Source organism: Desmonostoc muscorum LEGE 12446 (genome assembly GCF_015207005.2).
GTDB classification, from domain to species: domain Bacteria; phylum Cyanobacteriota; class Cyanobacteriia; order Cyanobacteriales; family Nostocaceae; genus Nostoc; species Nostoc muscorum.
Genome location: NZ_JADEXS020000002.1, coordinates 1 through 25,121, shown reverse-complemented (window position 1 = coordinate 25,121; position 25,121 = coordinate 1). Strand labels below are relative to the sequence as shown.

Below are 25,121 nucleotides of genomic sequence, written 5' to 3'. Positions count from 1 at the left end.
TTTCCACTCGCTTCAAGGTTATATCAATTCTTTGTAAGGCTGCGCCAAACCTTTTTTGCTTCTTCTTTCTTGGCGTTCTTCTCTACGAGACGCTAAACGTTGGCGGAAGCCGACGCACCAGAAGGCGGTTCGTTTTTATTTCTTGCACTTCAGTTCTAATATGGTTTAGCGCATCTTCATACAGAATTGGTATTATAGATGGCTACAAATTTTGGATTCATCTGCCGTATTAATTGCCATACAAGCGTTTTAGAGTAGATAGTACATTTGTATGATGTAAGTTCATCTGAAAGCTGCAATATTTTCCTGATTTACCCTCACAACACTTTCACAGTTATGTTCTTAATTTCATCCCAATTTCATATCTGTGTGAAAAACTATTAAGTTAAGTGGTTAAGTTGGTTTCGCGAACAAATTCCAAGAGCGAAACGCTAGCTTGCCAAAAGGGGTTCGCTAAATCCCGCTTAAAAAGTCAACCAACGTCTAAGCACAAATCCAGACCATAGTAACTCAAGGACACAAAATAGCGATGGGAATCTCTAACAGTCTCCAACCACCTACAGTAATTCGTTGTGTTTCCGGCACAGTCCTGAGCCTTTTATTACTGACAAATCCCACATCTGTGTTAGCTGGTGCTGGACACGACCATAGCGGTGCAAGTTCATTTCAGGGTGGTGGAAGCGAAGCAAGTGGTTCTGTCGAAGTTGATGCCGAAACCGCCCAGAGGTTGGGAATTAAAGTCGAGCCAGTGAAACGGCAACGGCTAGCTTTAGGTATTAAAAGCACTGGACAGATTGAAACCTTACCTAGCCAAAAAGTGGAAGTGAATACCCCAATTACAGGGGCAAAAGTGGTTGAATTGTTGGTGGAACCCGGTGCTGTAGTCAAAAAGGGTCAACCCCTTGCCGTTGTCACCAGTCCTGACTTGGTGGAGTTACGGGTTAGTTCCCAAGAAAAACGAGCGGAAGCTATAGCTTCTTTGCAGCAAGCGCAAGCCGATTCCAGATTAGCTCAACAAAATTATCAAAGGTATTTACAAATATCTAACGCCGACATTGCCCAAGCACAAAGCCAGGTAGCATTTGCTGAAGAAAAATATAATAAGGATTTACAGTTAGCTAATGAAGGCGCTTTACCACGTCGCAACGCGCTCGAATCTCAAACACAATTAGCGGAAGCAAAAGCCAAACTCACCTCAGCCGACAGCAGACGAGATATCATTGAAAGCGAAGCCCAAATGAAACGCGCTCAGTCTGCTGTTCAAGTAGCACAAGAGCGTTTACGTCTTAGTGATTCTGCTTATAATACTAGACTGCAACAAATAGGCAACCGTCCCAACGCCAAGGGATTGGTAACAGTGACTGCTCCCATCTCCGGTAAAGTTGCCGATCGCGAAGTTACCCTTGGTCAAACTTTTAATGATGCAGGTGGCACACTCATGACTATTGTCAATGATAGTCGGGTTTTTGCCACAGCCAATATTTATGAAAAAGATTTAGACAAAGTAAAAGTAGGTCAAAGAGTAAGTCTAAAAGTTGCTAGCTTACCAGACCGTACCTTTTCTGGAAAGATTACACAGATTGGTGCGGCAGTACAAGGGGAAACACGGGTTGTCCCAGTACAAGCTGAAGTAAATAACCCAAGCGGACAACTCAAACCAGGAATGTTCGCGGAATTGGAGGTACTAACAAACCAAGCATCCGCAGCTATATTGGCGGTTCCTAGCTCGGCTGTGGTCGATGCGAATGGGAAAAAAATGATCTACGTCCAAAATGGGAATGCTTTCCAATCTGCGGAAGTGACCTTGGGCCAAACCTCTGGGGACATGGTTGAGGTGAAGACGGGTTTGTTTGAGGGAGATGCGATCGTCACCCAACGTGCGCCCCAACTTTACGCTCAATCATTGCGGGGTGGTAGTAAACCAGAAGAAGAACACAACGAAGAAAGTGGTTCTCATGCAGAAGAAACTGAAGTTAAAACTAACAGTTTCTCACCACCTTTGTGGTTAACAGCAGGTGGAGGAGTAGCACTTGCGACAGTTGCTTTCATGGGAGGTGCTTTCTGGTCTAATCGTCGTACCCGTTCACGTTTAGTACCAGCAGGTAATTTAGAGTACGACGGGTTCAATTATGAAACAGAGGTTTATCTCGATAACCACAAGCAACCAACCTTGTCTACTTCTGATAAAAATGTTGAGGAGCGCGATCGTCCTCGACATTCAGAAGGTGGTTAGTGATTAGCAAAGTTGCAGATAATACCTGAAGTTTGGTTCTGTTAGATTTTCTAACATCAAACCAACCTACAGCAAGACTATTTAGATTGTGAACAAAACAGTTTATAAATCTCATGCTTCAGGTACAGAGAGTATAAGAATGTAATTTGTTCATATCCTATTTAGGAATGCTGTAAATTTATAAAAACCATCAAATCCCTGTGTACCTATGAGTGAGACAGTAGTTCGCCAGCAGTATGACCAAATGGCGCATTTCTATGACCAGCGGTGGAATACTTATATCACCAAGACACTTACTTTTCTCAAAACTTGGGCGCATATCTCACCACAAGCCACAATTCTTGATGTCGCCTGTGGAACAGGGGAATTCGAGCATTTACTACTCAATGACAATCCAACGCAACAGATTATTGGAGTAGATATTTCTGAAAATATGCTGCTGGTTGCTAAACAGAAATGTCGTAGTTACCCTAATGTCTCGTTTTCCACTGCATCTGCATCGGCATTACCTTTCACTAGTAGCAGTTTTGATGTAGTTGTATCTGCTAATTCATTTCACTATTTTGATGATCCCAATGCTGCATTGGCGGAAATGAAAAGGGTTCTCAAGCCTGATGGTAAATTAGTAATTTTGGATTGGTGCAGAGATTATATTTTGTGTAAAATATGCGACTTTTTATTGAAAATATTTGATTCCGGACACAAGCAGTGTTACTCCCAAGCTGAATTTCATCAACTGCTTACTTCCTCAAACTTTGAAATCTGTGGCGCAACTAAAGTTCGCTTTGGGTTGATTTGGGGCTTAATGCTAGCAACAGCCCAACAGCCACACCTAATATTTGAATTTTCTCAGAGGATGTTTTAAAAGTGGTTCAGTGTAACTTTAGGCACTTTTTGATCCCCCTTAACCCACCTAAAAAAGGGGGGAACTGGAATCAAAGTCCCCCAATTGATCGGGGGATTTAGGGGAATCTCAAATGTTTTGCTACCGACCAGAGGAATTTTAAAACATCCCCTCACCCGTTTATCACAAACAAACAAACCCTTCGCCATTTCTTAACCAAAAACCAAATGATTAGTACAGTTGCTAGATGGGTAATTTCTCGACGCTGGCTTATAGTAATTGCTGCGCTCATTTCCACATTAGTCATCATCTTTAATACCATCCCCAAAATGCCGTTGGATGTTTTTCCAGCCTTTGCACCTCCCCAAGTCGAAATTGAGACAGCAGCCCCTGGACTAGCACCAGAAGAAATCGAATCTTTGGTGACATTACCAATTGAAAGTGCCATTAATGGAACTCCAGGCTTAACTACCGTTCGTTCCTCTTCTTCAGCCGGACTTTCTGTAGTCAGAGTTGTTTTTGGCTGGGGAACAGATATCTTTCAAGCCCGCCAGTTGATACAAGAACGACTGCAACAAGCCATAAGCAAGCTACCAGAAGGAGTCGAAACCCCACGAATTGCTCCCACAAGCTCCCCCATCGGTACTGTATTAAAGTACGCCTTGACTGTGGAAGGGGAAGGCAATAACCAATCTGCCACTAAAATCGACCTCATGGAAGTCCGCAGAATTGTTGATTGGCAAGTGACGAATCGCCTTTTAGCAGTTCCCGGTGTCAGTCAGGTACTTGTGTATGGCGGTGATGTGCGTCAATATCAAGTGTTAGTAGACCTCAACAAACTACAAGCTTTTAATGTATCTTTACAACAGGTAAGTGAAGCTGTACAGGCGGCAAATGTCAATGCTCCTGGTGGCTTTTTGACTACTCCTGATAAACAAACTTTAATTCGGGGAATTGGGCGGATTGAATCCCTTGATGATCTTCAACAATCTGTCATTGTCGCCCGTCAAGGAACGCCCGTCCGCCTGGGAGATGTCGCCCAAGTGCAAATTGGTGGTGCTGTGAAAATCGGCGATGGTAGTTTAAATGGGAAAGATGCTGTTGTGGTGATGGTGAATAAACAACCCCTAGCTGATACTCCCACCGTCACCCGCGCTATTGAAGCCGCAATATCTGAGCTAAAAGCAGGTTTACCGAAAGAAATTAAAGTAAATCAAACCTTCCGCCAAGCAGATTATATCGATACTTCGGTGGAAAATGTCAGGTCAGCCTTGGTGGAAGGTAGTATCATTGCAGCAGTTATCCTCATCCCTTTTTTAATGAATTGGCGGACTCTTGGAGTTGTGCTGTTGAATTTTGCCCTGACTTTTATATTTTCATTGCAAGTATTATCTTTTTTGGGCTTAGGGCTGAATACAATGACTTTGGGAGGATTAGCGATCGCCATTGGTACAGCGATTGATGATGCCATTGTCTATGCAGAAAATGTTTTTCGTTTGTTGCGACAAAATAAATACTCTCCCAACCCTCGTCCAGTACTGGAAATTGTTTTTGAAGGAGTACAGGAAGTCCAGGAATCTCTAATTGGGGCAACTTTAATTACTATAGTCGTCTTTTCTCCAATATTTGCCCTCGCTGGTGTGGAAGGTCGGATTTTTGGCCCAATGGGTCTTAGTTATCTGGTGGTAGTTGTAGTCTCTAGCTTAGAAGCGCTGCTTGTAAGTCCGGCTTTATGTGCAATTTTATTACCTCACAATAAAATGTCAGTCAGGGAACCCTTTGTACCAAGAGTTTGTAAAAGGATTTATTACCCTTTTCTCGATTTTGCTATCAGAAATTCGATAGTTGTTATTACTGTGGCTGCGGCGGGAATGATAGCAGCAATTATAATTTTCCCAACTTTAGGACGGGCATTTCTACCTGAATTCCAAGAAACAACTTTGGTAAATACCTTAGCACTTTACCCAGGTACATCTTTAGAAGCTACCAATAGTGCTGCTTTTGCTTTGGAAGATAAACTCAAAGACGACCCTAGATTAAAGTATATTCAATTACGCGCCGGACGCGCCCCCAATGATCCGGATGCTGCACCTGTGAATTTGGCTCACCTTGATATTGGGTTGAGTGACAAAGGAATGAAAAATCGTGCAGCTACTGTGGAATGGTTGCGCGAAGAGTTTAACAAAATACCAGGGGCTGCATCCAATATTGGTGGGTTTATTGCTCACCGTATTGATGAAATTTTGTCTGGGGTCAGGAGTCAAATCGCGGTCAAAATTTTTGGTTCCGACTTAGAAGAACTTCGCAAGCTTGGAAAGCAAGTTGAAGACGCAATAAAATCTATTCCGGGAATTGTAGATTTACAACTCGAACCACAGATCCCTGTTGAACAAATTCAAATTAAGTTTGACCGTGTTGCTGCATCTCGCTACGGTTTAACTATTGGACAATTATCTAATATTATTGAAACTGCGCTCAATGGAAGAACAGTCTCTCAAGTTTTAGAGAAGCAACAAAGCTTTGATTTGGTTGTGTGGTTGCAACCACAGTATCGCAAAAATCTACAAACAATTGAGAATTTGTTAGTTGATACCCCTGATGGTAATAAAATTCCCTTAGCTAAAGTTGCTACGGTTGCCTATGGCACTGGGCCTAATACTATCAATCGGGAAAATGTTTCGCGTTTAATTGTGGTGTCTGCTAATGCTAAAGGCAGAGATTTGCGCTCTGTAGTGACAGATATTCAAAATAAAGTTAAGGCACAAGTGCAACTTCCTTCAGGTTATTTTATCCAATATGGAGGTCAATTTGAAGCAGAAGAACGAGCATCACAAAATATTCTGGTTTTCGGTGCTATTTCCTTTGTTGTGATTACAGTACTAATGTATCTTTCTGTGAAATCAATCGCTTCAACAGCAATGATTATGATTAACTTGCCCATTGCGTTAGTGGGTGGAGTAATTGCGGTAGCTTTTACAGGTGGAGTTGTTTCTGTAGCCTCATTGGTGGGGTTTGTAACTTTGTTTGGTGTGGCTACTCGAAACGGATTATTATTAGTAGATAATTACACGACAAAAGTGGCGTTAGGGATGTCTTTAAAAGAAGTATTAATTTTTGGATCAATGGAACGACTCAACGCTATTTTGATGACATCTTTAACTTCAGCTTTGGGTTTAGTTCCATTGATAATTTCAGTGGGGCCAGGGAAGGAAATTTTGCAACCTCTTTCGATTGTGGTGTTAGGTGGGTTGTTTACTTCTACGGCGTTAACTTTGTTGGTTTTACCTGCTTTGTACTCGAAGTTTGGTAGGTTTTTGTTACCTAAGCGAAGTGCGGCTGTTGTGGAAAATGGGAAGGTAGCGGAATCTGTGTTGGAAAATTGATTTTGGGGATAGGGATGAAATGCGAATTTTACAGCTTTCATCTCCTGAAACAATAAACTGCCAAAAATATTCACCCTTCCTTTGATTTGTGAAAATTAAAAATATTAAAAGCTTTGATAACTATGTCTCTTGTTTAATGAGTAACTTTACACTTTTTTAAATTTTATTCAGGAGGCATAAGCCAGGAGGAACCCACCTTTAAAAAAGTGAGATTCCAATAAGGACGTTTTATACTTCTCTGCGAGACGCTGCGCGAACGCTGCAAGCAGTTTCAGTATAATTATTGCTTTTTACTGGGCTTTAAACCAGAACTAAGTTTTAATTGATACTCATAACCTCCTGCCCCCTGCCTCCTAACTCCTGCCTTTTAGTAAACTCTGGAAAATGTCACGATAATTACTTTAGATAGAGCTAACGAGGAAGTTTACAATCTTTTCATCCTTTCGATTAATTTATATTTATTTATGATTTTTTGAACATTTGTTTATTCAAGATTTATTCAATGGAGGCTAACCTATTCATGCCTAACTCAGCATCCCAATTAACTAAAGTTAAGAGCAAGAATAACGAATTTTCATCTACAGCAGATACAGTGCGTATCTATCTTCGTCAAATTGGACGTGTACCTCTGTTAACCCATGAGCAAGAAATTTTTTTTGCTAAACAAGTTCAGCAAATGATGGCAATTATTACTGCGAAGGAAGAAGTATCTGAAAAATTACAGCGTGAACCCACTCTGCAAGAATGGGCTGACAAGATGCAATTGAAAGAAGATGTGCTGCTGCAACAACTAAGTCAAGGACAAATTGCCAAGCAGAAGATGATTCAGGCTAATCTGCGGCTGGTGGTGTCTATTGCTAAAAAATACCAGAAACGCAATATTGAGTTTCTAGATTTAATTCAAGAAGGTACATTGGGGCTAGAACGAGGGGTAGATAAATTTGATCCAACTCTTGGATACAAGTTTTCTACTTATGCTTACTGGTGGATTCGTCAGGAAATTACACGAGCGATTGCACAACAATCCCGCACCATTCGTTTACCCATTCACATGGCTGATAAGCTGAACAAAATTAAGCGTGTTCAACGAGAGTTATCTCAAAAGCTTGGTTACACTGCCGACGTGACTGAAATCGCCCAAGCGCTTAATCTGGAACCCAGTCAGATTCGAGAATGTTTGCAGTTTGCTCGTCAACCTGTTTCCTTAGATATGCGAATTGGGCCTGAGCAGGATACTCAATTGCAAGATATGCTGGAGGATGATGGAATATCTCCCGAACGCTACGCGGAGCGGGAATTACTCTATCAAGACATTCACAACCTATTAGCAAAGCTGACTCCCCAGCAAAAGGAAGTATTAATCTTGCGCTTTGGTTTATCAGGTGAACACGAACTTACTCTGGTACAGATTAGTCAACGTATGGGCATTTGTCGGGAACGAGTGCGACAAGTGCAACAACAAGCTCTCACACTTCTACGAAGATATGGGGTTAACTCACACAGCTATCTGGCTGATGCTCCTTAATTTTGAACGCTTGTAGCAGTTATTTGACTTTCACCCTTTGCTTCATCCACCAAAAGGTTCCCAAACCTGCAATAATGACACTGATCGCCATAGCTCCAGTAAACCATTGATTCCCAGACTTGGCTGACTGAGTTGATGGTAATTCTTGCTCAGTTTTTTGAGAACTTGTAACTGGTGCTGGTGTCGATGCTGCTACACCACTAGCTACTATTACCTCATACTGCATCTGGAAGGGTTTAAAATTACTTTCGACTTTGGGAGTGCAAGCTAACTCTAACTGATAAGCTCCTGTTTTAGGAAAAACAACATCTGCACCAGGAATACCCTGATATCTCTCAACTGAAATCGCTTGCACCGTAGGCTGTAATACAGGCGAATCTTTCTGTTTACGGGGTTGAGAGTAGACAGCCATTTGGCAATTCGCCTCCGACACTGGCAAGATTTTCCCTCCCTTGCGGGTGAGTGCAACCCAGACTCTCGCTGTTTCTCCTGCTTGGGGACTGTGATTTGGTTCAACGTGCCAAGTACCAGCCACATCCCCCGATAGTTGAATTTTATGTGCTAACACTGGGGTGACAAGCAGTGAGAGAAATACCGCTTCCATCAAGCTTATCCCTCTTTTGTCACTCTAGGCAGAGGAAAAATATAAATTAGGGTTACTGAAATTCTGAAAAATTGAATAAGTAAGACTATTGACAATCCTTTGAAGCGTACAAAAGCCATCAGATAACTGAGGAATTTTAAAGACTATTAGCCAAGGTTTAATTAAATTAAACAGTACGAAAGGTTGAATTATTAAACGGAGGTTATTAAGAATATTATTCCAACCATTCCCCTTATCCCACCAGGGATGCGATGAGAAATTGGATTCAGATTGTGGGGGAAATTTAAGTAATTGTTCGGAATGAAGACTAACCAAAAGATAAGCACTAAAAACAATTTCCCACCACTTCTCTATTTGTGAATAATGAGTTAGGCGAAAATCTGCCCACCCTAATTCATTTTTACTTTGTTTTAACCCATATTCTACCCAAGTTCTTAAACCATAAAAATTGCCCACGTCTCTTGGAGTAATGTCTGGATATTTACTCATGACATACCAAGTCGTGTTTTTGGGAAGAACTTCAATATCCGTTGTTATTTGCCAATACCTGACTTCGGATTTTTTGCCACATATTATCTCTCTAATATATCTATTTTCTGAACTTAAATCTGAAAAAACACGCCGGAATCTTTGCCAGTTTGAATATTTGATTTTCGAGCCTGTAATTCCCCATGCTCTATGGTTTGAGCGAATCGCTACAATAAAATTAAGCTCTAATTCATTTAATACGCTTAAAAAATTTTTACCACTTTCACCATATAAGCTATCCGCCAGGACAAGATTGAATCTAAACCCCATTGACCGCAATTTTCTAATCATTGCTCCGGCGATTTCAGGTTTAGTTAAATATTTTTCTCCTGGTTGTAGTCTTTCCCTTGGTTTATATACTTCAAATATTAGAGGAAACGTCATTCCAGATAAAACTGCATATGCCGTGACTGCCACAATACCATTATCTGTTTTACCTAAATTTCCAATGTACTGTCGTTTCACATAATCAGTCTTATTTCCTTTTTTCTTATCACCTGTCTCATCAATGATTAGTATGATTGGGCGACCTTGGAGTATATATAATATTAATTCTAACCTTTGCCTCCTTAATTCTTTGACATCCCACGGTGATTCTGCTAAAAAATGATGTAATTTTTGATGATTATCTAACCCGACAATTTTCGCTATTTCCGGTAGAGTTTTACGTTTTATATCAGAAACACATCCCATATGTAGGTACTTAAAAGCTTCAAAGCTTCTCACTTCTGGAAATAGTTTTTGATATAACTGGCAGTATTCGTCCACAAATTTTACTGTAGGTGCAGCTGGGCGAGGCTCAACCATACTCTATGTCTTAGTTTTTTGCGATCGCACTTAATTATACTTTGGCGAGAGTGACAAAAGAGGGTTATATTAATCTTTGATTGGTGTGACATTGTGGTGCATGGCAGCTGGTAGTCGAATTCTTAACTACAGCGATCGCTTCTGTCAAGAGACAAGGTGTCAAACTGAAGCGAACGTCATAGCTTGCAAGTAAGTTGAAACTGCCTCAGACTATCTCGAATTAGAGAAATAGCACTGATGCTCAAAAACAAGGCAACTAGTAAACTAGCTACTGCATCTGCCCATAGCCAATTAAAAAAATAAACACAACCAGCAGCCAGAATTACACCAATAGAACTGCCAGCATCAGCAATCCCATGTAAGAAAACTCCCCGCAGATTTAAATTATGATGACTATGTTTGTGCAATGGTTGGATAGTTAAGCCGTTAATTACTATGCTCAAGGTAGCTACAGCCAGCATGGGTAAGCCTGATACAGATTGAGGATTTTGAAGACGTTCCACAGCTTCTAAAGCAATGAAACCAGCTAAAGTTACTAAACTCACCCCATTTAGTAACCCTATCCAAGCTTCTATTTGCTGGTACTTAAAATTCGTTTCACCTGAAGATTGACGCTCTGTTAACCAAACTACTAACACTGTCAATCCCAAAGTCACAACATCGGAGAATAGGTGTCCCGAACCTGCTAAAAGTGACAGGCTACCTCCCCAAAGTCCAACTCCTAATTCTATTAAAAATAGGCTACTCCGCAGCCCTAAAATTACCCAAAGTAAATTTAACTTTTGCGTATCATCTACAGTTTTGGTGTAGGAATGGTGGGAATATTGCAATTTTAGGTTGGTAAAATTCATCTTTATTTTTTACATTCAAAGCTTCTAATTTAAAAATTGAGGATAAACGAAAATTAAAGCAATGGAATATATTTGAAGAGTATAAATTTAAATATATAAGAAAATTTAAATTAACTAAAAAATTTACTTTAGTTTCTGTATAATTTGCTGTCACCTATCTCATCTATCTCAACAACATACAAATTTGTAAATTTATAGTGTCTTTTGGGTTTTAGTTACATACGCAAAACACATATTCAGCAACTAGAATTTAAGCAGATTGTTAATTAATCCGAAAATACGTAGCTAAAACCCAACGACACCAATCAAATCTCAGATGGATAGTAAATCAAAAATCAAATAGTTCTCCCAAAAATGATTTTTTGCGTCTTTTTTCCCCTCGATATCCTTCTCCATGACTTCCTTCTCGATACTCATCTTTACGTTCTCGATATCCTTCTCCATGACTTCCTTCTCGATACTCATCTTTACGTTGGTGTTTATCTGTATATCTCTCATCTTCAAAAGGAATTTCTGTAGAGCGCTCAATTAACTTTTCAAGCTCACCACGGTCTAGCCAAATTCCCCGACATTGAGGGCAGTAATCAATTTCAACTCCCTGGCGGTTTGACATTCTAAGTTCAACGTTGCAGACAGGACAAAACATACTTGTACTCTCCCTAAAATAAAAAGATATATTTTGACAAATTTAGGTATTTCAGCTTTCTATTTCAGCACTCTCGTAGCATTAAAAATCGCTAACAAAGCTACACCCACATCAGCAAAAACTGCTTCCCACAGCGTTGCTACTCCAAAAGCCCCTAAAGCGATAAATAGACCTTTAATAGCCATCGCCAAAATAATATTCTGCCAAACAATTTGATGGGTCTTTCTACCAATTTTTATTGCTTCGGCTACTTTTGATGGTTTATCTGTCATGATAACTACATCTGCTGTTTCAATTGCTGCATCAGAACCTAATCCACCCATCGCCATACCTACATCTGCTCTGGCAATTACTGGAGCATCATTGATCCCGTCTCCTACAAAGGCAACTTTACTGTTTTTTGGAGTTTTACTAAGAATTTTTTCAATTGCATTCACCTTATCTTCTGGTAATAGCTCCGCTTCGTAATAATCTAAACCGATTTGTTGAGCAACGCGGGAGGCAATAGCTTGATTATCCCCTGTCAACATCACTATTTTTTCTACTCCCAATTTCTTCAAAGCAGAAATCGCTTGTGCTGCATCCTCTTTAATTTCATCCGCAATTAAAATGTATCCCGCGTAGATATTATCTACAGCAAGATGAACAACCGTACCGTCCACATTGCAAACAGCATGAGCGATATTTTCTCTATGCAATAGGCGGTCATTTCCTGCCAGTACGACTCGCCCTTTCACCTTTGCTTTAATACCATGACCCGCAATTTCTTCGTAATCTTCAACCTCAGATTCATCAATCTTGTTTTCGTAAGCTGCTCGAATTGATTGAGCCACAGGGTGATTTGAGTGTGACTCTACTTTAGCAGCCATAGCTAATAATTCGCTTTTTGAAAAACCATTGTCTGGCACGATTTGCGTTACTTTGAAAACACCTTTAGTTAGTGTTCCTGTTTTATCAAACACCACCGTTTTAACTGCTGCAAGCGCATCTAAATACGTAGAGCCTTTAACTAAAATTCCACGTTTAGCAGCACCACCAACGCCTCCAAAATACCCTAGAGGAATACTAATAACCAGTCCGCAAGGGCAGGAAATAACTAATAGTACGAGGGCACGGTAAATCCATTCTAAACGAGTTGCACCAGGAATAAATAAAGGAGGAAGTATCGCAACTGCTAGTGATCCAAAAACTACAAAGGGTGTATATATTTTAGCAAATTTGGTAATAAATTTCTGCGTTTCAGCTTTTTTACTGCTGGCATTCTGTACAAGTTCTAAAATCTTAGATATTGAAGATTCACCAAACAGTTTTGTGACTTTGATAGTGATCACACCTGTCTGGTTAATCATGCCTGCTAAAACAGTTTCTCCTACTTGCACTGTTCGCGGAACAGATTCTCCAGTTAATGCAGAGGTATCAAGTTGAGAATTCCCTTCTAGAATCTCACCGTCTAAAGGAATTTTTTCTCCTGGCTTGACAATGATGATGTCCCCTACTGTTACTTGTTCTGGAGATACTTTTTTGACTTCACCGTTGACTTTAAGATTGGCATAATCAGGGCGAACTTCTAAAAGAGATTTTATCGACCTGCGAGAATTACCAACGGCATACTCCTGAAATAACTCTCCTATTCTAAAAAACAACATAACTGCTACGGCTTCTGGAAGCTTGTCAATAGCGAAAGCCCCCAATGTTGCCACAGTCATTAAGAAATTCTCATCAAACACTTTGCCACGCAGAATATTGCGACCAGCAGTAGTTAAAACCCCCCAGCCACTTAATAAATAAGCAGGAATGAAAACCAAATATTCACCGATAGAGTAGGGTGTGTTGTGTAGTTGTTTTTCAAAAATAAAACCAACAATAAATAAAATGACAACCAAAATAATAGGAGTCACTTCTTTTTTTAGGTTAAATTCCCCATCTCCATGACTGTGGTCATGGTCGTGGTCGTGATCATGGTCGCCATCATGAGCGTCGTCGTGGTTATGATTCCCATTATGGTTGTGGTCACTTTGGCAACTGCAACTGCCGGAATCTTGAGAATTTGTTGTTTTTTTCATAGTTTTGTAAGTATTGTCTCAATTTTGACTAAGAAGTGTTCATTCCCTCGGTTTTATCTTGAATTATCGCGTTCGCGTAGCGGCTGCTTTGCAGCATCGCTCGCTAATATTAATCCTCAAAAACCTTGCTTCTAAACAGCCGCATTCCATTCGCGATCACTAATAAGGAAGTTCCCGTGTCTGCTAAAACCGCGATCGCTAATGGCAGCTTGATAGCAAAAGCAACAGAGTGAACTGCCAATATTCTAATACAACTATTGAATAACTATTCAACTGTACAGTTGTTAAAATTTTAGTTATTATTGAGATTGATAACCATTACAAATAAAACTTAGTATGAATAAACACAAGAAAAAGCAGGATTTGGACTTACTTCAAAGTTCTGATGCACCGACCTGTGAGACACATTTGGTACATCTAGATAATGTACGCTCAACTCAGGCACAAATCTTGGCTACAGATAAAGCACAGCAAATGGCAGAAATCTTTGGGATACTGGCAGATCCGAACCGCCTACGTCTTTTCTCGGCTTTAGTAAATCAGGAGTTGTGTGTTTGCGATCTAGCAGCATTGACGAAAATGACGGAATCAGCCGTTTGCCATCAACTACGGTTATTGAAAGTCATGCGTTTAGTCAACTATCGTCGAGAAGGTCGGAATGTTTATTACACTCTAGCTGACAGTCACGCGATCAACTTATATCGCTCTTTAGTAGAAAATTTGAATGAACCAAGTGTTTAGGTTTTCACCTTAAGTTAAATATAGGTTGCCTTAGTGAATTGATCCCATGCCAGCACCTAATTTGAATTTTGCCCGCTTTGCTCACTATCCTGCACCCGCGCGGCTGGGTATATTTGTGATGGCTTTACTACTGCTATGGCTACCTTTTGCTGCACCAATCTACTGGCTTTGGGGTACTGGCAACACAGTCAGTATCATTACTATGCTCGTGTTGTATGGCGATTTTGTGTTTCTTCTTCGACTATGGGGGGAAAAAGTTCATTCCTCTCCCCATCCGCTTGAAAATTACGGTTTAGTACGAACTCGTCAGAACGGGTTAGCGCTTTTAAGGGGTCTATGTTTAGGACTAATAAGCCTTTTCTGCCTGTTTCTCTTAGAAGGCAGATTTGGTTGGTTAATTTGGCAACAAACTCCTCAATTTTTACCCAAGACTATATTAGAAGGATTGATTGTGGCTTTGGGAGTTGGGTTAGCAGAGGAGTTACTGTTTCGAGGCTGGCTGGTAGATGAGTTGCAATTTGATTATGGTTTTAAAGTGGCTTTATGGACTAGCAGCACCATTTATGCAGTTTTACATTTCATTAAACCTTGGGCGGAAATTTTGCGGACTTTACCTAGTTTTCCAGGGCTGTTGCTGCTAGGTCTAACATTGGGGTGGGCAAGGCAATTGTGTAAAGGGCAGTTAGGATTTGCTATTGGATTACACGCAGGTTTAGTTTGGGGCTACTACATTATCAATGTAGGGGATTTGTTATTATACACAGGTCAAGTTCCCGTTTGGATAACAGGTATTGACCGCAATCCCCTAGCAGGTGCAATGGGGTTGCTGTTTATTAGTTTCATTGCTTTGGGATTGCACGTAATTTCTGGAATTAAACGACGGAGTAAGCACAGCTAATGAGTTACGGTTGCCTTACTGTTTGTATAAAGATGCTTCAGTGAAGCAAGTTTGACAGCTTGTCTTTCGTCAATAAGAATATCTACCAGCGATCGCTTTAGCAGTTAAATAGGCGAGGACAATCAACCGTACAAACAGTGGTGATGCCATACCCTCAACTTCAATTTCTCGCTGGATCTGAAATTGCGTAAATTGGTGGTCAGCTAATTATGCGATCGCTGCCAGGAACCTATGGTCTTACCCACCTGGAACCATTGGAAGACCCAGTATCGTAGTGTAACCAGAACTTAGACAGGACAACTAAATATTAGTAAGTGGATGCCTAAGCCAGGAAGTCACCCCCCTGACTCGGCTACAAAACCGTGCATGAAACGTTAACTTCACACGGCTCCTCAATGATTTGGTGCTTGTCACGCACACCTCTAAATTCAGAGTTAAAAGGGATTACAGTTGAGATAATCCTCATCTATCTCTGGAACTGTAACAGCAAATTTATCTGCTGCCGTTTTAGCATCGTGGCAATGTCCATGAAGTAATTGAAGGTTGTCATAGCTATCCTTACCGCCTTTGGAGCGGGGGATTTTATGGTCGATTTCCATCAAGTCTTCATGGTGAAAAAACAGTCCACAATGAGTACACTTTCCTTTTTGCATCTTCAAAAGTGTTGCCACCCTTGTTGGCGCTTCAGGATGTTTACCCATTCTGGAACTCCAGTACACCCAGTCACCATCAAAAGGGCTACGGATTCCTTGCACTTGTATGTGTCTCACAATAGGAGTTTCACGGTGCTTGAGTAAGCGAATCTTCTGATTATGGGGTTTAAAAACCCAATTATCAGACCCTACGGTTTGCCAATATTTTTGACAACTCCACTTTGAGGATTTATTGGAGTGACGATGTTCTGCCCATGCTTTTAACTGGCTGAATAATGTTGTATCAGCCTGATTAAATATGCGTTTACTGACGACACATGAGTAGTAGTTTGTCCATCCACGGATGACGGGATTCAGATGAGCGATTAAATCAAATTGTGGTACTGATTTATGCCCATCAATCAATTTACCTATCTTCTGCGTGTGTGTCTTCAGTTTTGTTTTGCTTGGAGTAATAAGAGTTTTATAACCAAGTAATTTTCCGTTTGAGCTTTTACCACTGTGATATTTTCCTACCGGAAATTGTCGAACAGTGAAACCCAAAAAGTCAAAACCAACCTTACCTTCATACATATTTTGTGTATGAGAAATATGGGTTTTACTTGGTTTTAATTCTAGCCCCAATTCGTTTAACCACTCTGCCATAATCTGCTGACATCTTTGGATAACGGCAAGGTCTTTATGCAGAATCACAAAATCATCTGCGAATCTAATTAAGCTTATTGCTTTACAATTCGCCGTTTTACGTCCGGGTAAAGTAAGAGCAACTTCTTTAATTCGATTTTCCATGCCGTGAAGGGCTATATTCGCTAATAATGGCGAAATCGTACCCCCTTGTGGAACACCCATTGATGTTATGTTGTCAGATTTCTCCCTTAAAGCATATTCAGAGAAATCAATCACTCCCGCTTTCAACCATGCGCGAATTTGTCGGTAGATGGTGGGGAATGTATTTAATTTTGACAGCAGAACATTGTGATTAATTTTGTCAAAAGTGGGTAGCTAGCTAGCGAGGTTTCCAATTATTAGCTCCTTTTCTAACTAGCCCCCTCCGAACCGTGCTTACGAGATTTCCAGGTACACGGCTCTCCAGTACTCTGTGATCACGAGACTCGTTTAGATGTTGGTTTACCAGCGTGTATTGCATCATGGCATTGAGGGCAAACCATGAGAGTTTTCCTTCTACGTGCGGACATAATTTGCATCCATTGCGGTTTTTCCTTTCTACCCTTGGCTTTGAGGTCTTTAAGGGCACGAATATGGTGAACCTCAATATCACCTTTTGCCCCGCAAATCTCACATTCCGAAGCAAGAAGCCGTTTAATTAGTTCATTTCTGAACGCGGGCTTTCTATTTGTTGGCAGGTCTAGAATGGTTGCTTTTAGGTTGCGTTTTAATTGGATGCCGCCAAAGCGAGCCACCAGGGATTTCTTACCTTCTACTGGGACAGTTATTTCCACACACTTTCTCAAGCCTTGTGGAAGCTTTACCGTCTTCTTATACTTGGCGCAGATTTTAGCCACGCTAGTTCTGTGTTTACAGGCAAGGGTTTTCATCAGCGAACTCGACATAATCCATTGAAGTTTTCGCAGCCATGCAATATTTTGGGCAAGGCTATAGAATTGTACATACCCTCTAAATTCCGATTGGTAAATGTTGATAATAGTAAAATCATCATCATTTATTAATTCAGGGCGATGAATGGGTTTACCATTCCTCATGTATAGGGTACATTTTTCTTCTATAAGTCTTGCTGGGATTCTTAGTGCAATAATTCCGTTGATTGAGCGTTTACCATTGGTATGCTTATCGTCAGAATATTGGACTAGAATTTTGTAACCTAGAAAGCTTGCTGCCTCATTCCTAGCATTAGTAATCAGGGTCTTTTCTGGTGACAGTTCCAACTGAAGATTGTCAGCTAAAAATGTCTTGAGTTTTTCCTTAATTTCTTTTGTCTCTTGGAATGAGCCAATAAAACCAAGTAGGAAATCGTCTGCATAGCGGACGTAATTTAACCTTCTGTATTTAGGGTCACGAACATTTTTAGAAGGCATTTTCTGGTATTTAATTTCCAGTTGACGCGCTTTATCAACTTGTCCGTTTTTCCTGTAATACCAAGCAAGTTTTACGAGTTTTGAATACTCTGGATTTTCTGCCCGATGTTTACCAAGTGTATATTCTGGGATGAGTATCTGTTCGATAAATTTATCGAATTTGTCAAGATAGATATTGGCGAGTATGGGTGATAAAATCGAGCCTTGCGGCGTTCCGCTCAGGGTGGAATAATATTTCCATTGCTCACAGTAACCTGCCTTGAGTAAGTTTTCAATCAATCTCAAGAAACGATTATCTTGGATTGTCTCGCGTAAGGTTGACATTAAGATTTTATGATCTATATTGTCAAAGCAACCGCGAATATCTCCTTCGATAAACCATTTAGTTCCTTGCCAAGTACGGTCTATTACTGTTAGCGCCGTATGGCATCCGCGCTCTTGTCGAAAACCATGACTGCTGTTAGAAAATTGAGGCTCGTAGTACGCTTCTAATATTAAACGTATTACTTCCTGAATCAATTTATCGTTCCAAGTGGGAATACCCAGAGGTCGAGTTTTTCCATTTTTCTTGGGAATATTAATTCGCCGTACTGGTGTCCACCGAAAACGTTCATAGCGAATATCCTCTATGAGGTTTTCAATCTTTTTGATGGACATCCCATCAACAGTCTCTGATGTAATTCCTTGCGTCATTGCCCCATCATTTTTGTAGATGCGGCTGTACGCCAAGAGGTATAAATTGGGGTTGAAAAGTTGTCTGTAGATATCATCCAGAGGTAAACCACGGTAGCCTCTGTCTCGGATTACACTTAAAATCGTTTCGGCGTTTCGCATCTCGCGTACCTCTCGATATGAGTGTGAAGAATACCTGTTCCTCTTCGCCATGTAGGCGGCTTTCCCGTCCTCGGACTACTATAGGAACTCTGTAACCATAGGGATCGCCCCCCGTAGGTCATCCCGCGCTTTATTAACTCAGTACGTAACAGTGTGATTTAGGTGTCCCATTCATTCGTTAAGCCATCTCATCGCTGGCTGACTTCGTTTGAAGAAGTTGTGTGGTTCAAATGTTTAAAACTATACACAAACGATTATTCCTTTTTAGGCGTTGTAGGAATAGGCAATCGCGTATACCGTCAGAATTGGGCTTCAGGTAGTTTAACCTTCACCATGTCACACAAGTCTTGCCGGACTCTAGTTTTAACGCCTTCTCTCTATTTCCGGCTTTACCAACATGCTGTTGTCCCTTTTGTCTTTCAACTCCAGGTAAGTTGGTTGACTTAGAGACGTTCTTCTTAGTCTCTCCCAACTTGGTTGGGGATACCGCGTTAACACTAGTGACCTGCAATTATAAATCCCCCGACCTGCAATCATCGCTGTATTGAGCCAGGATTATTTGCAACTATAATTTCATTTGAGCCAGGATTAATTGCAACTGAGCCAGGATTAAATGCAACCAGCCTGCAATCATCCGTTTCGACCAGGATTAATTGCAAATAAGCTCAACACTTTACTAGGGTTGAGTTTTCTCTCCTTGACAAGGGGTTGTCAAAAAACTCATGTGAGAGTTTGATAAATTAACTTTGAATTCTTTACGAGTTTATTTACTGAAAAAACAACGGTAAAAGGAACTCTAAGCCTTACTAGTGACGCAGTTAAGAAAACGTTCGTTTTTTTGACTTTTATAGTTGCAGATAATCCTGGCTCAAACCGATGATTGCAGGTTGGTTGCAAATAATCCTGGCTCAGTTGCATTTAATCCTGGCTGAAGCGCAATTATAGTTGCATTTAATCCTGGTTTGTAAATGTCTTGATTGCAGGTTTGAGCGATTAGTATTGCAGGTCGCTACAATTAAGTCCCTAGCAAACTTGACTGGGGTCAAATTTGTACTGGCAGGTACTTATGACTTGTTGATACTTCGTAACTTGAGTGCCCAGTTATGCAGACGCAGCTTGGATATTCATTTTGAACGGTACAAAGCTGAGAATGAAGAAGATTTAAAAGCTTTCAGAGGTGTTGTTCAAACTTTCCAACGTCATTTACCTTTTGAACAAGAGCCTGATTTACTTCAATACTGGGATTTTTGCTACGAACGCAGTTTCGGTTGTGTTGGTATTCTCAAAGATTGGTTATCTCAAGCATTGGCAACTGCATTACTAGAAGGAGCTAAAACTCTCACTCTGTCGCATCTTATATCTTCTGCTTACTCTCAGGAACAATGCATCATTATCGTCAATGAAACAAGATTGGGAGAAAAGCAACTTGAGTTCACCTCGGATAGTTCGGCTTTGAGAATTGCTTTGGGTTTGGAATCTCATCAGGTGTCAGTTACACATAACGCTTCCCAGGCAACTAATACTAAATCTCGTCGTTCTTCTACCGGTAACACTAAACCTCAACGTCGTCCTGTTGGAGGTGGTGAAAATGTCGGTTGAAAGTTTGGCTAATTATGAGTCTTGGGACTTAAAAATGAACCAACTGCCAAAACGCAGTCATCTTTACTCTCTTCAACCAATAGGTTTTGCTACACCCACAGTTGAAAGTTTTACTAGTTACTTACAGCGCTTGGCTGCTGCACATGGTGTCTCGATGGCTAGTTTAATTCGCTATAAAATTACGCCGTTATTTATCCAGAGCAACCAACCACCGGATTTCTTGAAAGCTGATGATGCTATCAAAATGCTCATCACTGCTTGGCATCGAGAGCCTGCACTTTTACAACAGCAGTCTGCTAAATTTTGGTTAGACCGAACGCAACATGTTTCAAAGGTAGTTGCCATCGTTGAGAAATTAACTGCTAGGCGGGATCTGAGTTTTCTGACTTTACTCCAATGGCATTCATGGCGGCTTAACTTCAATCATATTTTCCATACTGAACAACGTTGGTGTTCTGGTTGTTATCAAGACTGGCGTGAAGCTGGTTTACCTATTTATAACCCTTTGTTGTGGACTTTAGAAGCTGTTAGTGTTTGTCCAGTTCACCAACGTTACCTACAATTGCGCTGCTTGTACTGTGGTTGTTTTCAACAATTTCTCAATCTGGAATGCCATTCTCTTGGCTATTGTTGTGCGTGTAATGCATGGCTGGGTCGGTTTGTAGACACTACTGCTAAATCTCAGGGGTCTCGGTTTGATTGGGAAAAGTGGGCCGCTCAATCTGTCGGCCAGATTTTCGGCGCTCTGCCAACACTTAGTTCGACTTCTTCTTATAAAGATACCCTACTAGCCAAATATCGGCGAAAACCTACTCTCACTAAGTTTTTAAGGTGGTGTTACAAGCTAGGAATTAACCCACATGAAGGTTTGGAAATTCTCTCGATTATACCGAGTGTACTCAGTTGAACCCAGACCAGAGCTACTCGACGGTGCTTTCCTTTGTAAGCATAACGTGAGCAAATTGCTCATCTTATGCTTTCAGTGACATCAGGAAAAATCTTGCCACTAGAGATTGATGTTTAGTCCGGATTTGATGAGATTATGAGAAGAATATGAAAATATTCCCCTAGAAAACAAATGACTCGCCCCGAAAACCGCCCCAGTCTCCCTGAAGTTCACCGCAGTATTAGAATTCCCAACACTAAAAGCTTTTGGCGCAAGATGCTGGCTTATGCAGGGCCAGGGTATCTGGTTTCAGTGGGATATATGGACCCTGGAAACTGGGCAACAGATATCGCCGGGGGGTCTAAGTTTGGCTATACCTTGTTGACAGTAGTTATGCTGTCGAACCTGATGGCGATATTACTGCAATCGCTATGTGTGCGTTTGGGTGTTGCCACAGGACGAGACTTAGCACAGGCTTGTCGGGACTATTTCAGTCAAAGGGTGAGCTTTTGTTTGTGGGTGCTGTGTGAGATTGCGATCGCCGCTTGTGACTTGGCAGAATTACTGGGAAGTGCGATCGCCCTGCAACTTTTATTCGGTATTCCCTTGCTATGGGGTGTGTGCATCACTGCGCTGGATGTCTTGGTATTGCTATTCCTGCAAAGTAAAGGCTTTCGCTATACAGAAGCTTTGGTAATAATGCTGGTAGCAACCGTAGGCATCTGTTTTACAGCGGAAATTCTGTTCTCTCGACCTGATATGGGAGGGATTTTGTTGGGATATCTGCCTAAAAAAGAAATTTTACAAAACCCAGAAATGCTCTACATTGCCATTGGTATTTTAGGCGCAACAGTAATGCCTCACAACTTATATTTACACTCCTCTATTGTGCAAACTCGTGATTGGCAACCTAATACTGAAAAAAAATGGGAAGCGATTAAGTTTGGTACAATTGATTCAACTTTTGCTCTATCGTTGGCACTATTTATCAACTCAGCCATTTTAATTGTGTCTGCCGCCACATTTCATTTTTCTGGGAATCAAAATGTAGCAGAAATTCAAGAAGCTTACAAACTGCTTTCACCATTATTAGGCGTTAGTGCTGCTAGTGCTATTTTTGGCATTGCCTTACTTGCTTCTGGGCAAAGTTCAACACTGACTGCAACCTTGGCTGGGCAGATTGTTATGGAAGGGTTTTTACAATTTCGCCTTCCATCTTGGTTACGCCGTTTAGTTACCCGTCTGCTTGCCATCATTCCAGCGTTGATTACGATTATTATCTTTGGGGAACGTAGTACAAGCAGCCTCATCGTTCTTAGTCAAGTTATCCTCAGTTTACAGTTACCGTTTGCAGTGATTCCATTGGTGATGTTTACGAGTAACCGTCGCTTAATGGGAGAGTTTGTAAATCCCCTGTGGCTAAAATCTCTAGCTTGGCTGGTTGCTATTATTATCGTCGGGTTAAATGTTTGGTTGCTATTACAAAGTATTTTGATTTGGCTGGGTTTCAATCTCTAAATCTCTCGAAACCGCTTAGGATGGATCTAGTTGAGAAAAATCTCGTGTATCTGTCTTGATATATCTATCAAGGAGAAAGTCAAGCCATGAACCATATTCGCAAAGCTGTTGCCATTCTGGGAATAACGAGTAGCGTACTGAGTGGAATACCTGTTGCTGTCCATGCTGCACAGGAAGCACCAACGCGCATCCAACAGATGAATTTTCAGGAATACCATAACCAGGGAGTGCAAAAGCTTGAACAAGGCAACTTCAACGGCGCAATAGAAGATTTTAGTCGGGTAGTACAGTTAAATCCCCGATACTACGAAGGTTTTTGCCTCAGAGGTTTAGCAAAGTCTCAATTAAGAGATTTTAAAGCAGCCGTTAGCGACTTCGATCAAGCACTGCGACTAAACCCCAACCATACAGATGCTTACAACGGTCGAGGAACTGCTCATGCGGAACTAGGAAGTATTGAAGCGGCGATTACCGACTTTAACCAAGTACTAAGAATTGATCCGAAGTCTGTAGATGGTTACTACAATAGGGGCTTTTTGAATTATAGGCAGGGAAATCACAAGCTGGCGATCGCAGATTTTAACCAAGCACTACAAATCAACCCCAATTTAGCTGATGCCTACGGCAACCGAGGACTTGCTGAATATGCTTTGGGCGATCGCAAAAATGCTATTAATGATTTAGAGCAAGCTGCAAGTCTGTTTCAACGGCAAGGAGATACTCTTCGGTATCAGCAAACACAAGCTCTCCTTCAGCAGATTCAGCCCTAAGTAATTCAAATAATTGTCAAACCCAACTTTTCAACAAACCTTACGGAATAGTTGGGTTATTCAATCTTGTTATCGAACTGTTGAGGAAACGATAAGCTGCTTTAGCTCAATTTTTCCAGTTATTACTGCCATTGTGTGATTGAAAGACAATCATCTTCTGTATATTGCTGTGATTCATTTCCTGCATATTATTAATTATGGGTTGGCAGCAGCTATTTGGTTGCGACTGCCCATATTGTATGAATTCTCTACGCACCCTACGCAATCAAGCACCAATAGTTTACTAGTATTTTGATTGTAAGGAAAGCCGGGTATATTCTACTTGTCATGTGTCTGCTGAGTTCGGCATCAATCTTTTAAGTAGTAATACTATAAAAAATTCACATTTTTTATAATCTATTGAGGTGGGTTAGCGTGATCCATAACCCACCAATCTGCAAAATTTTAATTTAAAGCCTTTGCTCTTAACCAACGAGAGAAGTGGTCAAGAAAACAACTCCTATTGAACAAATAGCCAAACCAATAAATTGTAGTATCTTTAAGAATTGATTGGCAAATTTTTCGCTTACAACTTTACCAATTAGTAACGCACCGATAGCAATCCCATATTGTATTAAAGTGAAGCCTGCTAGGTAAGCTACTAGCGGTGTCATTTGTGCGCCGACAATGGACTCACCGTAAGCATAACCATGAAATAAACCAGCAACTGCTCCTAACAAAGCTAGCACAAACCAATTAGGTTTTTTCGATAGCAGTAACATTGCACCAAAAGCAATCACCGAACTAGCAATGATGATCTCACTTAAGGGTAAATCGAATTTCAGTATATGAATTCCAGTTCCAGCCATAGCTGTCAAAACGAAAGCTACTGGAATTAACAATCCATTTTGTTGTCTAGCACTAAGTAAACCAATAGCAACCACAAAGGCAAAATGGTCAAGACCAATAACGGGGTGGGCTAACCCAGACAAAAACCCTTCAAAGAAATTAGACGGTATTTTACCACCAATGGCATGATGTGCTAAAGCTGGATGAGCAGCACTTAAAAGTCCTATGCAAGTTAAGAAGGCAATTCCTAAGTAAAACTTTGTTGAAGTTACCGTTGATGATTTTTGTTTGTAGTTAGCAACAAGCTGGATTTTTAACACTGTGTATCTCCCAATATTAGAGTTTAAATAGATCAATAAACATCGTGACTCAGCAACCAGAGCGTGATAGTCATTTAACATTAAAGTCTCACTGTTAACGCTGGTAACTAACTCTTCCAGACCCGATGTAGCATTCAGACAATATCGGATTGTGTACGGTTGCACTGATATATTGGCAATAAATTCATATTTTTTAACTATTTTATGCAAGTTATCAATTCTCTTAACCGCCCTTCAAAAAAATCCTTTTTGGGAATATGATATGCGGCAAAGATAGAGAGAATAGGTTAAAAACTATGCCCAATATATATCGCAACGTTCTCCAACAACGGCTAACCGAGATAAGTTCACGATTTGGAGGGTTAAGTCCTCAAAACACCCCGGAAACCCGTTTCTCCGTAGAAAAAAGCGTCAGGTATAGGCTCTGAAGCCCTTGTTCCATAAGGCTTCCAAAATTACCTTCCAAGTCGTGATTACAACCTTCTGCCGGGTTTCCATTGGAATTACCAATTGCGAATTGGATTGACTGTTGATAG

The 25,121-nt window shown here is 40.8% G+C and carries 20 protein-coding genes; 10 read left to right on the top strand and 10 right to left on the bottom strand.

The annotated features are described in order from the left end of the window. Window positions 1-529 precede the first annotated feature (529 nt). The 4 genes from IQ276_RS36380 to sigB all read left to right on the top strand — a co-directional run bounded on the left by IQ276_RS36380 (window position 530) and on the right by sigB (window position 7,985). Window positions 530-2,233: an efflux RND transporter periplasmic adaptor subunit gene (locus IQ276_RS36380; RefSeq protein ID WP_193916148.1), complete on the top strand. Its 1,704-nt coding sequence runs from the start codon at window positions 530-532 to the stop codon at window positions 2,231-2,233. 208 nt (window positions 2,234-2,441) lie between these two features. Then, window positions 2,442-3,098 carry a class I SAM-dependent methyltransferase gene (locus IQ276_RS36375; protein ID WP_193916146.1) on the top strand — a complete coding sequence of 219 codons (657 nt, stop codon included), beginning with the start codon at window positions 2,442-2,444 and terminating at the stop codon, window positions 3,096-3,098. A gap of 206 nt (window positions 3,099-3,304) precedes the next feature. Next, window positions 3,305-6,460 carry an efflux RND transporter permease subunit gene (locus IQ276_RS36370; RefSeq protein ID WP_193916144.1) on the top strand — a complete coding sequence of 1,052 codons (3,156 nt, stop codon included), beginning with the start codon at window positions 3,305-3,307 and terminating at the stop codon, window positions 6,458-6,460. A 520-nt stretch (window positions 6,461-6,980) separates the two neighbouring features. Next, window positions 6,981-7,985, top strand: a complete 1,005-nt coding sequence (sigB, locus tag IQ276_RS36365) for a sigma-70 family RNA polymerase sigma factor SigB (protein WP_193916166.1) — start codon at window positions 6,981-6,983, stop codon at window positions 7,983-7,985. 19 nt (window positions 7,986-8,004) lie between these two features. Here sigB and IQ276_RS36360 read toward each other — a convergent pair whose 3' ends face one another. From IQ276_RS36360 to IQ276_RS40515, 6 genes are all read right to left on the bottom strand, one after another. Further along, window positions 8,005-8,589 (bottom strand): hypothetical protein, encoded by a 585-nt coding sequence (locus tag IQ276_RS36360; RefSeq protein ID WP_193916142.1) that lies wholly within the window; start codon window positions 8,587-8,589, stop codon window positions 8,005-8,007. Window positions 8,590-8,613: 24 nt separating this feature from the next. Next, window positions 8,614-9,924 (bottom strand): IS701 family transposase, encoded by a 1,311-nt coding sequence (locus IQ276_RS36355; protein ID WP_193917257.1) that lies wholly within the window; start codon window positions 9,922-9,924, stop codon window positions 8,614-8,616. Window positions 9,925-10,100: 176 nt separating this feature from the next. Next, window positions 10,101-10,775 carry a cation diffusion facilitator family transporter gene (locus tag IQ276_RS36350; RefSeq protein ID WP_235116377.1) on the bottom strand — a complete coding sequence of 225 codons (675 nt, stop codon included), beginning with the start codon at window positions 10,773-10,775 and terminating at the stop codon, window positions 10,101-10,103. Window positions 10,776-11,103: 328 nt separating this feature from the next. After that, window positions 11,104-11,421 carry a TFIIB-type zinc ribbon-containing protein gene (locus IQ276_RS36345; protein WP_255264446.1) on the bottom strand — a complete coding sequence of 106 codons (318 nt, stop codon included), beginning with the start codon at window positions 11,419-11,421 and terminating at the stop codon, window positions 11,104-11,106. A 59-nt stretch (window positions 11,422-11,480) separates the two neighbouring features. After that, on the bottom strand, window positions 11,481-13,484 hold the full coding sequence (locus IQ276_RS36340; RefSeq protein ID WP_193924271.1) for a heavy metal translocating P-type ATPase: 2,004 nt from the start codon (window positions 13,482-13,484) through the stop codon (window positions 11,481-11,483). Between the two features lie 109 nt (window positions 13,485-13,593). Continuing rightward, on the bottom strand, window positions 13,594-13,725 hold the full coding sequence (locus IQ276_RS40515; RefSeq protein WP_255264445.1) for a hypothetical protein: 132 nt from the start codon (window positions 13,723-13,725) through the stop codon (window positions 13,594-13,596). Window positions 13,726-13,820: 95 nt separating this feature from the next. Here IQ276_RS40515 and IQ276_RS36335 point away from each other — a divergent pair, with 95 nt between their 5' ends. Together IQ276_RS36335 and IQ276_RS36330 are read left to right on the top strand one after the other, a co-directional pair. Then, window positions 13,821-14,225, top strand: coding sequence for an ArsR/SmtB family transcription factor (locus IQ276_RS36335; protein WP_069068011.1), 405 nt, complete (start codon window positions 13,821-13,823; stop codon window positions 14,223-14,225). A gap of 46 nt (window positions 14,226-14,271) precedes the next feature. Then, window positions 14,272-15,123, top strand: a complete 852-nt coding sequence (locus tag IQ276_RS36330) for a CPBP family intramembrane glutamic endopeptidase (RefSeq protein WP_069068012.1) — start codon at window positions 14,272-14,274, stop codon at window positions 15,121-15,123. Between the two features lie 434 nt (window positions 15,124-15,557). On the opposite strand, the gene IQ276_RS40840 is transcribed toward IQ276_RS36330, so the two are convergent. The 3 genes from IQ276_RS40840 to IQ276_RS36315 all read right to left on the bottom strand — a co-directional run bounded on the left by IQ276_RS40840 (window position 15,558) and on the right by IQ276_RS36315 (window position 19,175). Then, complete coding sequence (locus IQ276_RS40840) at window positions 15,558-16,760, bottom strand: group II intron reverse transcriptase (protein ID WP_309245656.1); 1,203 nt, start codon at window positions 16,758-16,760, stop codon at window positions 15,558-15,560. Between the two features lie 119 nt (window positions 16,761-16,879). Continuing rightward, on the bottom strand, window positions 16,880-18,664 hold the full coding sequence (locus IQ276_RS36320; RefSeq protein WP_193925273.1) for a reverse transcriptase domain-containing protein: 1,785 nt from the start codon (window positions 18,662-18,664) through the stop codon (window positions 16,880-16,882). Between the two features lie 328 nt (window positions 18,665-18,992). Then, window positions 18,993-19,175, bottom strand: coding sequence for a hypothetical protein (locus IQ276_RS36315; RefSeq protein ID WP_235116375.1), 183 nt, complete (start codon window positions 19,173-19,175; stop codon window positions 18,993-18,995). 488 nt (window positions 19,176-19,663) lie between these two features. Here IQ276_RS36315 and IQ276_RS36310 point away from each other — a divergent pair, with 488 nt between their 5' ends. From IQ276_RS36310 to IQ276_RS36295, 4 genes are all read left to right on the top strand, one after another. After that, a complete protein-coding gene (locus IQ276_RS36310) occupies window positions 19,664-20,263 on the top strand; it encodes a hypothetical protein (protein WP_193925548.1) in 600 nt (199 codons plus the stop codon). Continuing rightward, window positions 20,253-21,170: a TniQ family protein gene (locus IQ276_RS36305; RefSeq protein ID WP_235116373.1), complete on the top strand. Its 918-nt coding sequence runs from the start codon at window positions 20,253-20,255 to the stop codon at window positions 21,168-21,170. Before IQ276_RS36310 ends, IQ276_RS36305 begins: the two co-directional genes overlap by 11 nt. Before the next feature lie 171 nt (window positions 21,171-21,341). Then, window positions 21,342-22,667: an Nramp family divalent metal transporter gene (locus tag IQ276_RS36300; RefSeq protein ID WP_193925309.1), complete on the top strand. Its 1,326-nt coding sequence runs from the start codon at window positions 21,342-21,344 to the stop codon at window positions 22,665-22,667. Window positions 22,668-22,753: 86 nt separating this feature from the next. Then, a complete protein-coding gene (locus IQ276_RS36295) occupies window positions 22,754-23,437 on the top strand; it encodes a tetratricopeptide repeat protein (protein ID WP_193925312.1) in 684 nt (227 codons plus the stop codon). A gap of 464 nt (window positions 23,438-23,901) precedes the next feature. Here the strand turns inward: IQ276_RS36295 and IQ276_RS36290 are convergent, their stop codons facing one another. Beyond that, window positions 23,902-24,585, bottom strand: coding sequence for a HupE/UreJ family protein (locus IQ276_RS36290; RefSeq protein ID WP_235116372.1), 684 nt, complete (start codon window positions 24,583-24,585; stop codon window positions 23,902-23,904). Window positions 24,586-25,121 lie beyond the last annotated feature (536 nt).

What these genes read in the sequence shown, in the direction of transcription:
- IQ276_RS36295 (WP_193925312.1), top strand. Translation starts at nt 22,754, where the DNA reads ATGAACCATATTCGCAAAGCTGTTGCCATTCTGGGAATAACGAGTAGC.
- IQ276_RS36360 (WP_193916142.1), bottom strand. Translation starts at nt 8,589, where the DNA reads ATGGAAGCGGTATTTCTCTCACTGCTTGTCACCCCAGTGTTAGCACAT.
- IQ276_RS36350 (WP_235116377.1), bottom strand. Translation starts at nt 10,775, where the DNA reads ATGAATTTTACCAACCTAAAATTGCAATATTCCCACCATTCCTACACC.
- IQ276_RS36355 (WP_193917257.1), bottom strand. Translation starts at nt 9,924, where the DNA reads ATGGTTGAGCCTCGCCCAGCTGCACCTACAGTAAAATTTGTGGACGAA.
- IQ276_RS36320 (WP_193925273.1), bottom strand. Translation starts at nt 18,664, where the DNA reads ATGCGAAACGCCGAAACGATTTTAAGTGTAATCCGAGACAGAGGCTAC.
- IQ276_RS36300 (WP_193925309.1), top strand. Translation starts at nt 21,342, where the DNA reads ATGACTCGCCCCGAAAACCGCCCCAGTCTCCCTGAAGTTCACCGCAGT.
- IQ276_RS36330 (WP_069068012.1), top strand. Translation starts at nt 14,272, where the DNA reads ATGCCAGCACCTAATTTGAATTTTGCCCGCTTTGCTCACTATCCTGCA.
- IQ276_RS36335 (WP_069068011.1), top strand. Translation starts at nt 13,821, where the DNA reads ATGAATAAACACAAGAAAAAGCAGGATTTGGACTTACTTCAAAGTTCT.
- IQ276_RS36345 (WP_255264446.1), bottom strand. Translation starts at nt 11,421, where the DNA reads ATGTTTTGTCCTGTCTGCAACGTTGAACTTAGAATGTCAAACCGCCAG.
- IQ276_RS36305 (WP_235116373.1), top strand. Translation starts at nt 20,253, where the DNA reads ATGTCGGTTGAAAGTTTGGCTAATTATGAGTCTTGGGACTTAAAAATG.
- sigB (WP_193916166.1), top strand. Translation starts at nt 6,981, where the DNA reads ATGCCTAACTCAGCATCCCAATTAACTAAAGTTAAGAGCAAGAATAAC.
- IQ276_RS36380 (WP_193916148.1), top strand. Translation starts at nt 530, where the DNA reads ATGGGAATCTCTAACAGTCTCCAACCACCTACAGTAATTCGTTGTGTT.
- IQ276_RS36375 (WP_193916146.1), top strand. Translation starts at nt 2,442, where the DNA reads ATGAGTGAGACAGTAGTTCGCCAGCAGTATGACCAAATGGCGCATTTC.
- IQ276_RS36340 (WP_193924271.1), bottom strand. Translation starts at nt 13,484, where the DNA reads ATGAAAAAAACAACAAATTCTCAAGATTCCGGCAGTTGCAGTTGCCAA.
- IQ276_RS36370 (WP_193916144.1), top strand. Translation starts at nt 3,305, where the DNA reads ATGATTAGTACAGTTGCTAGATGGGTAATTTCTCGACGCTGGCTTATA.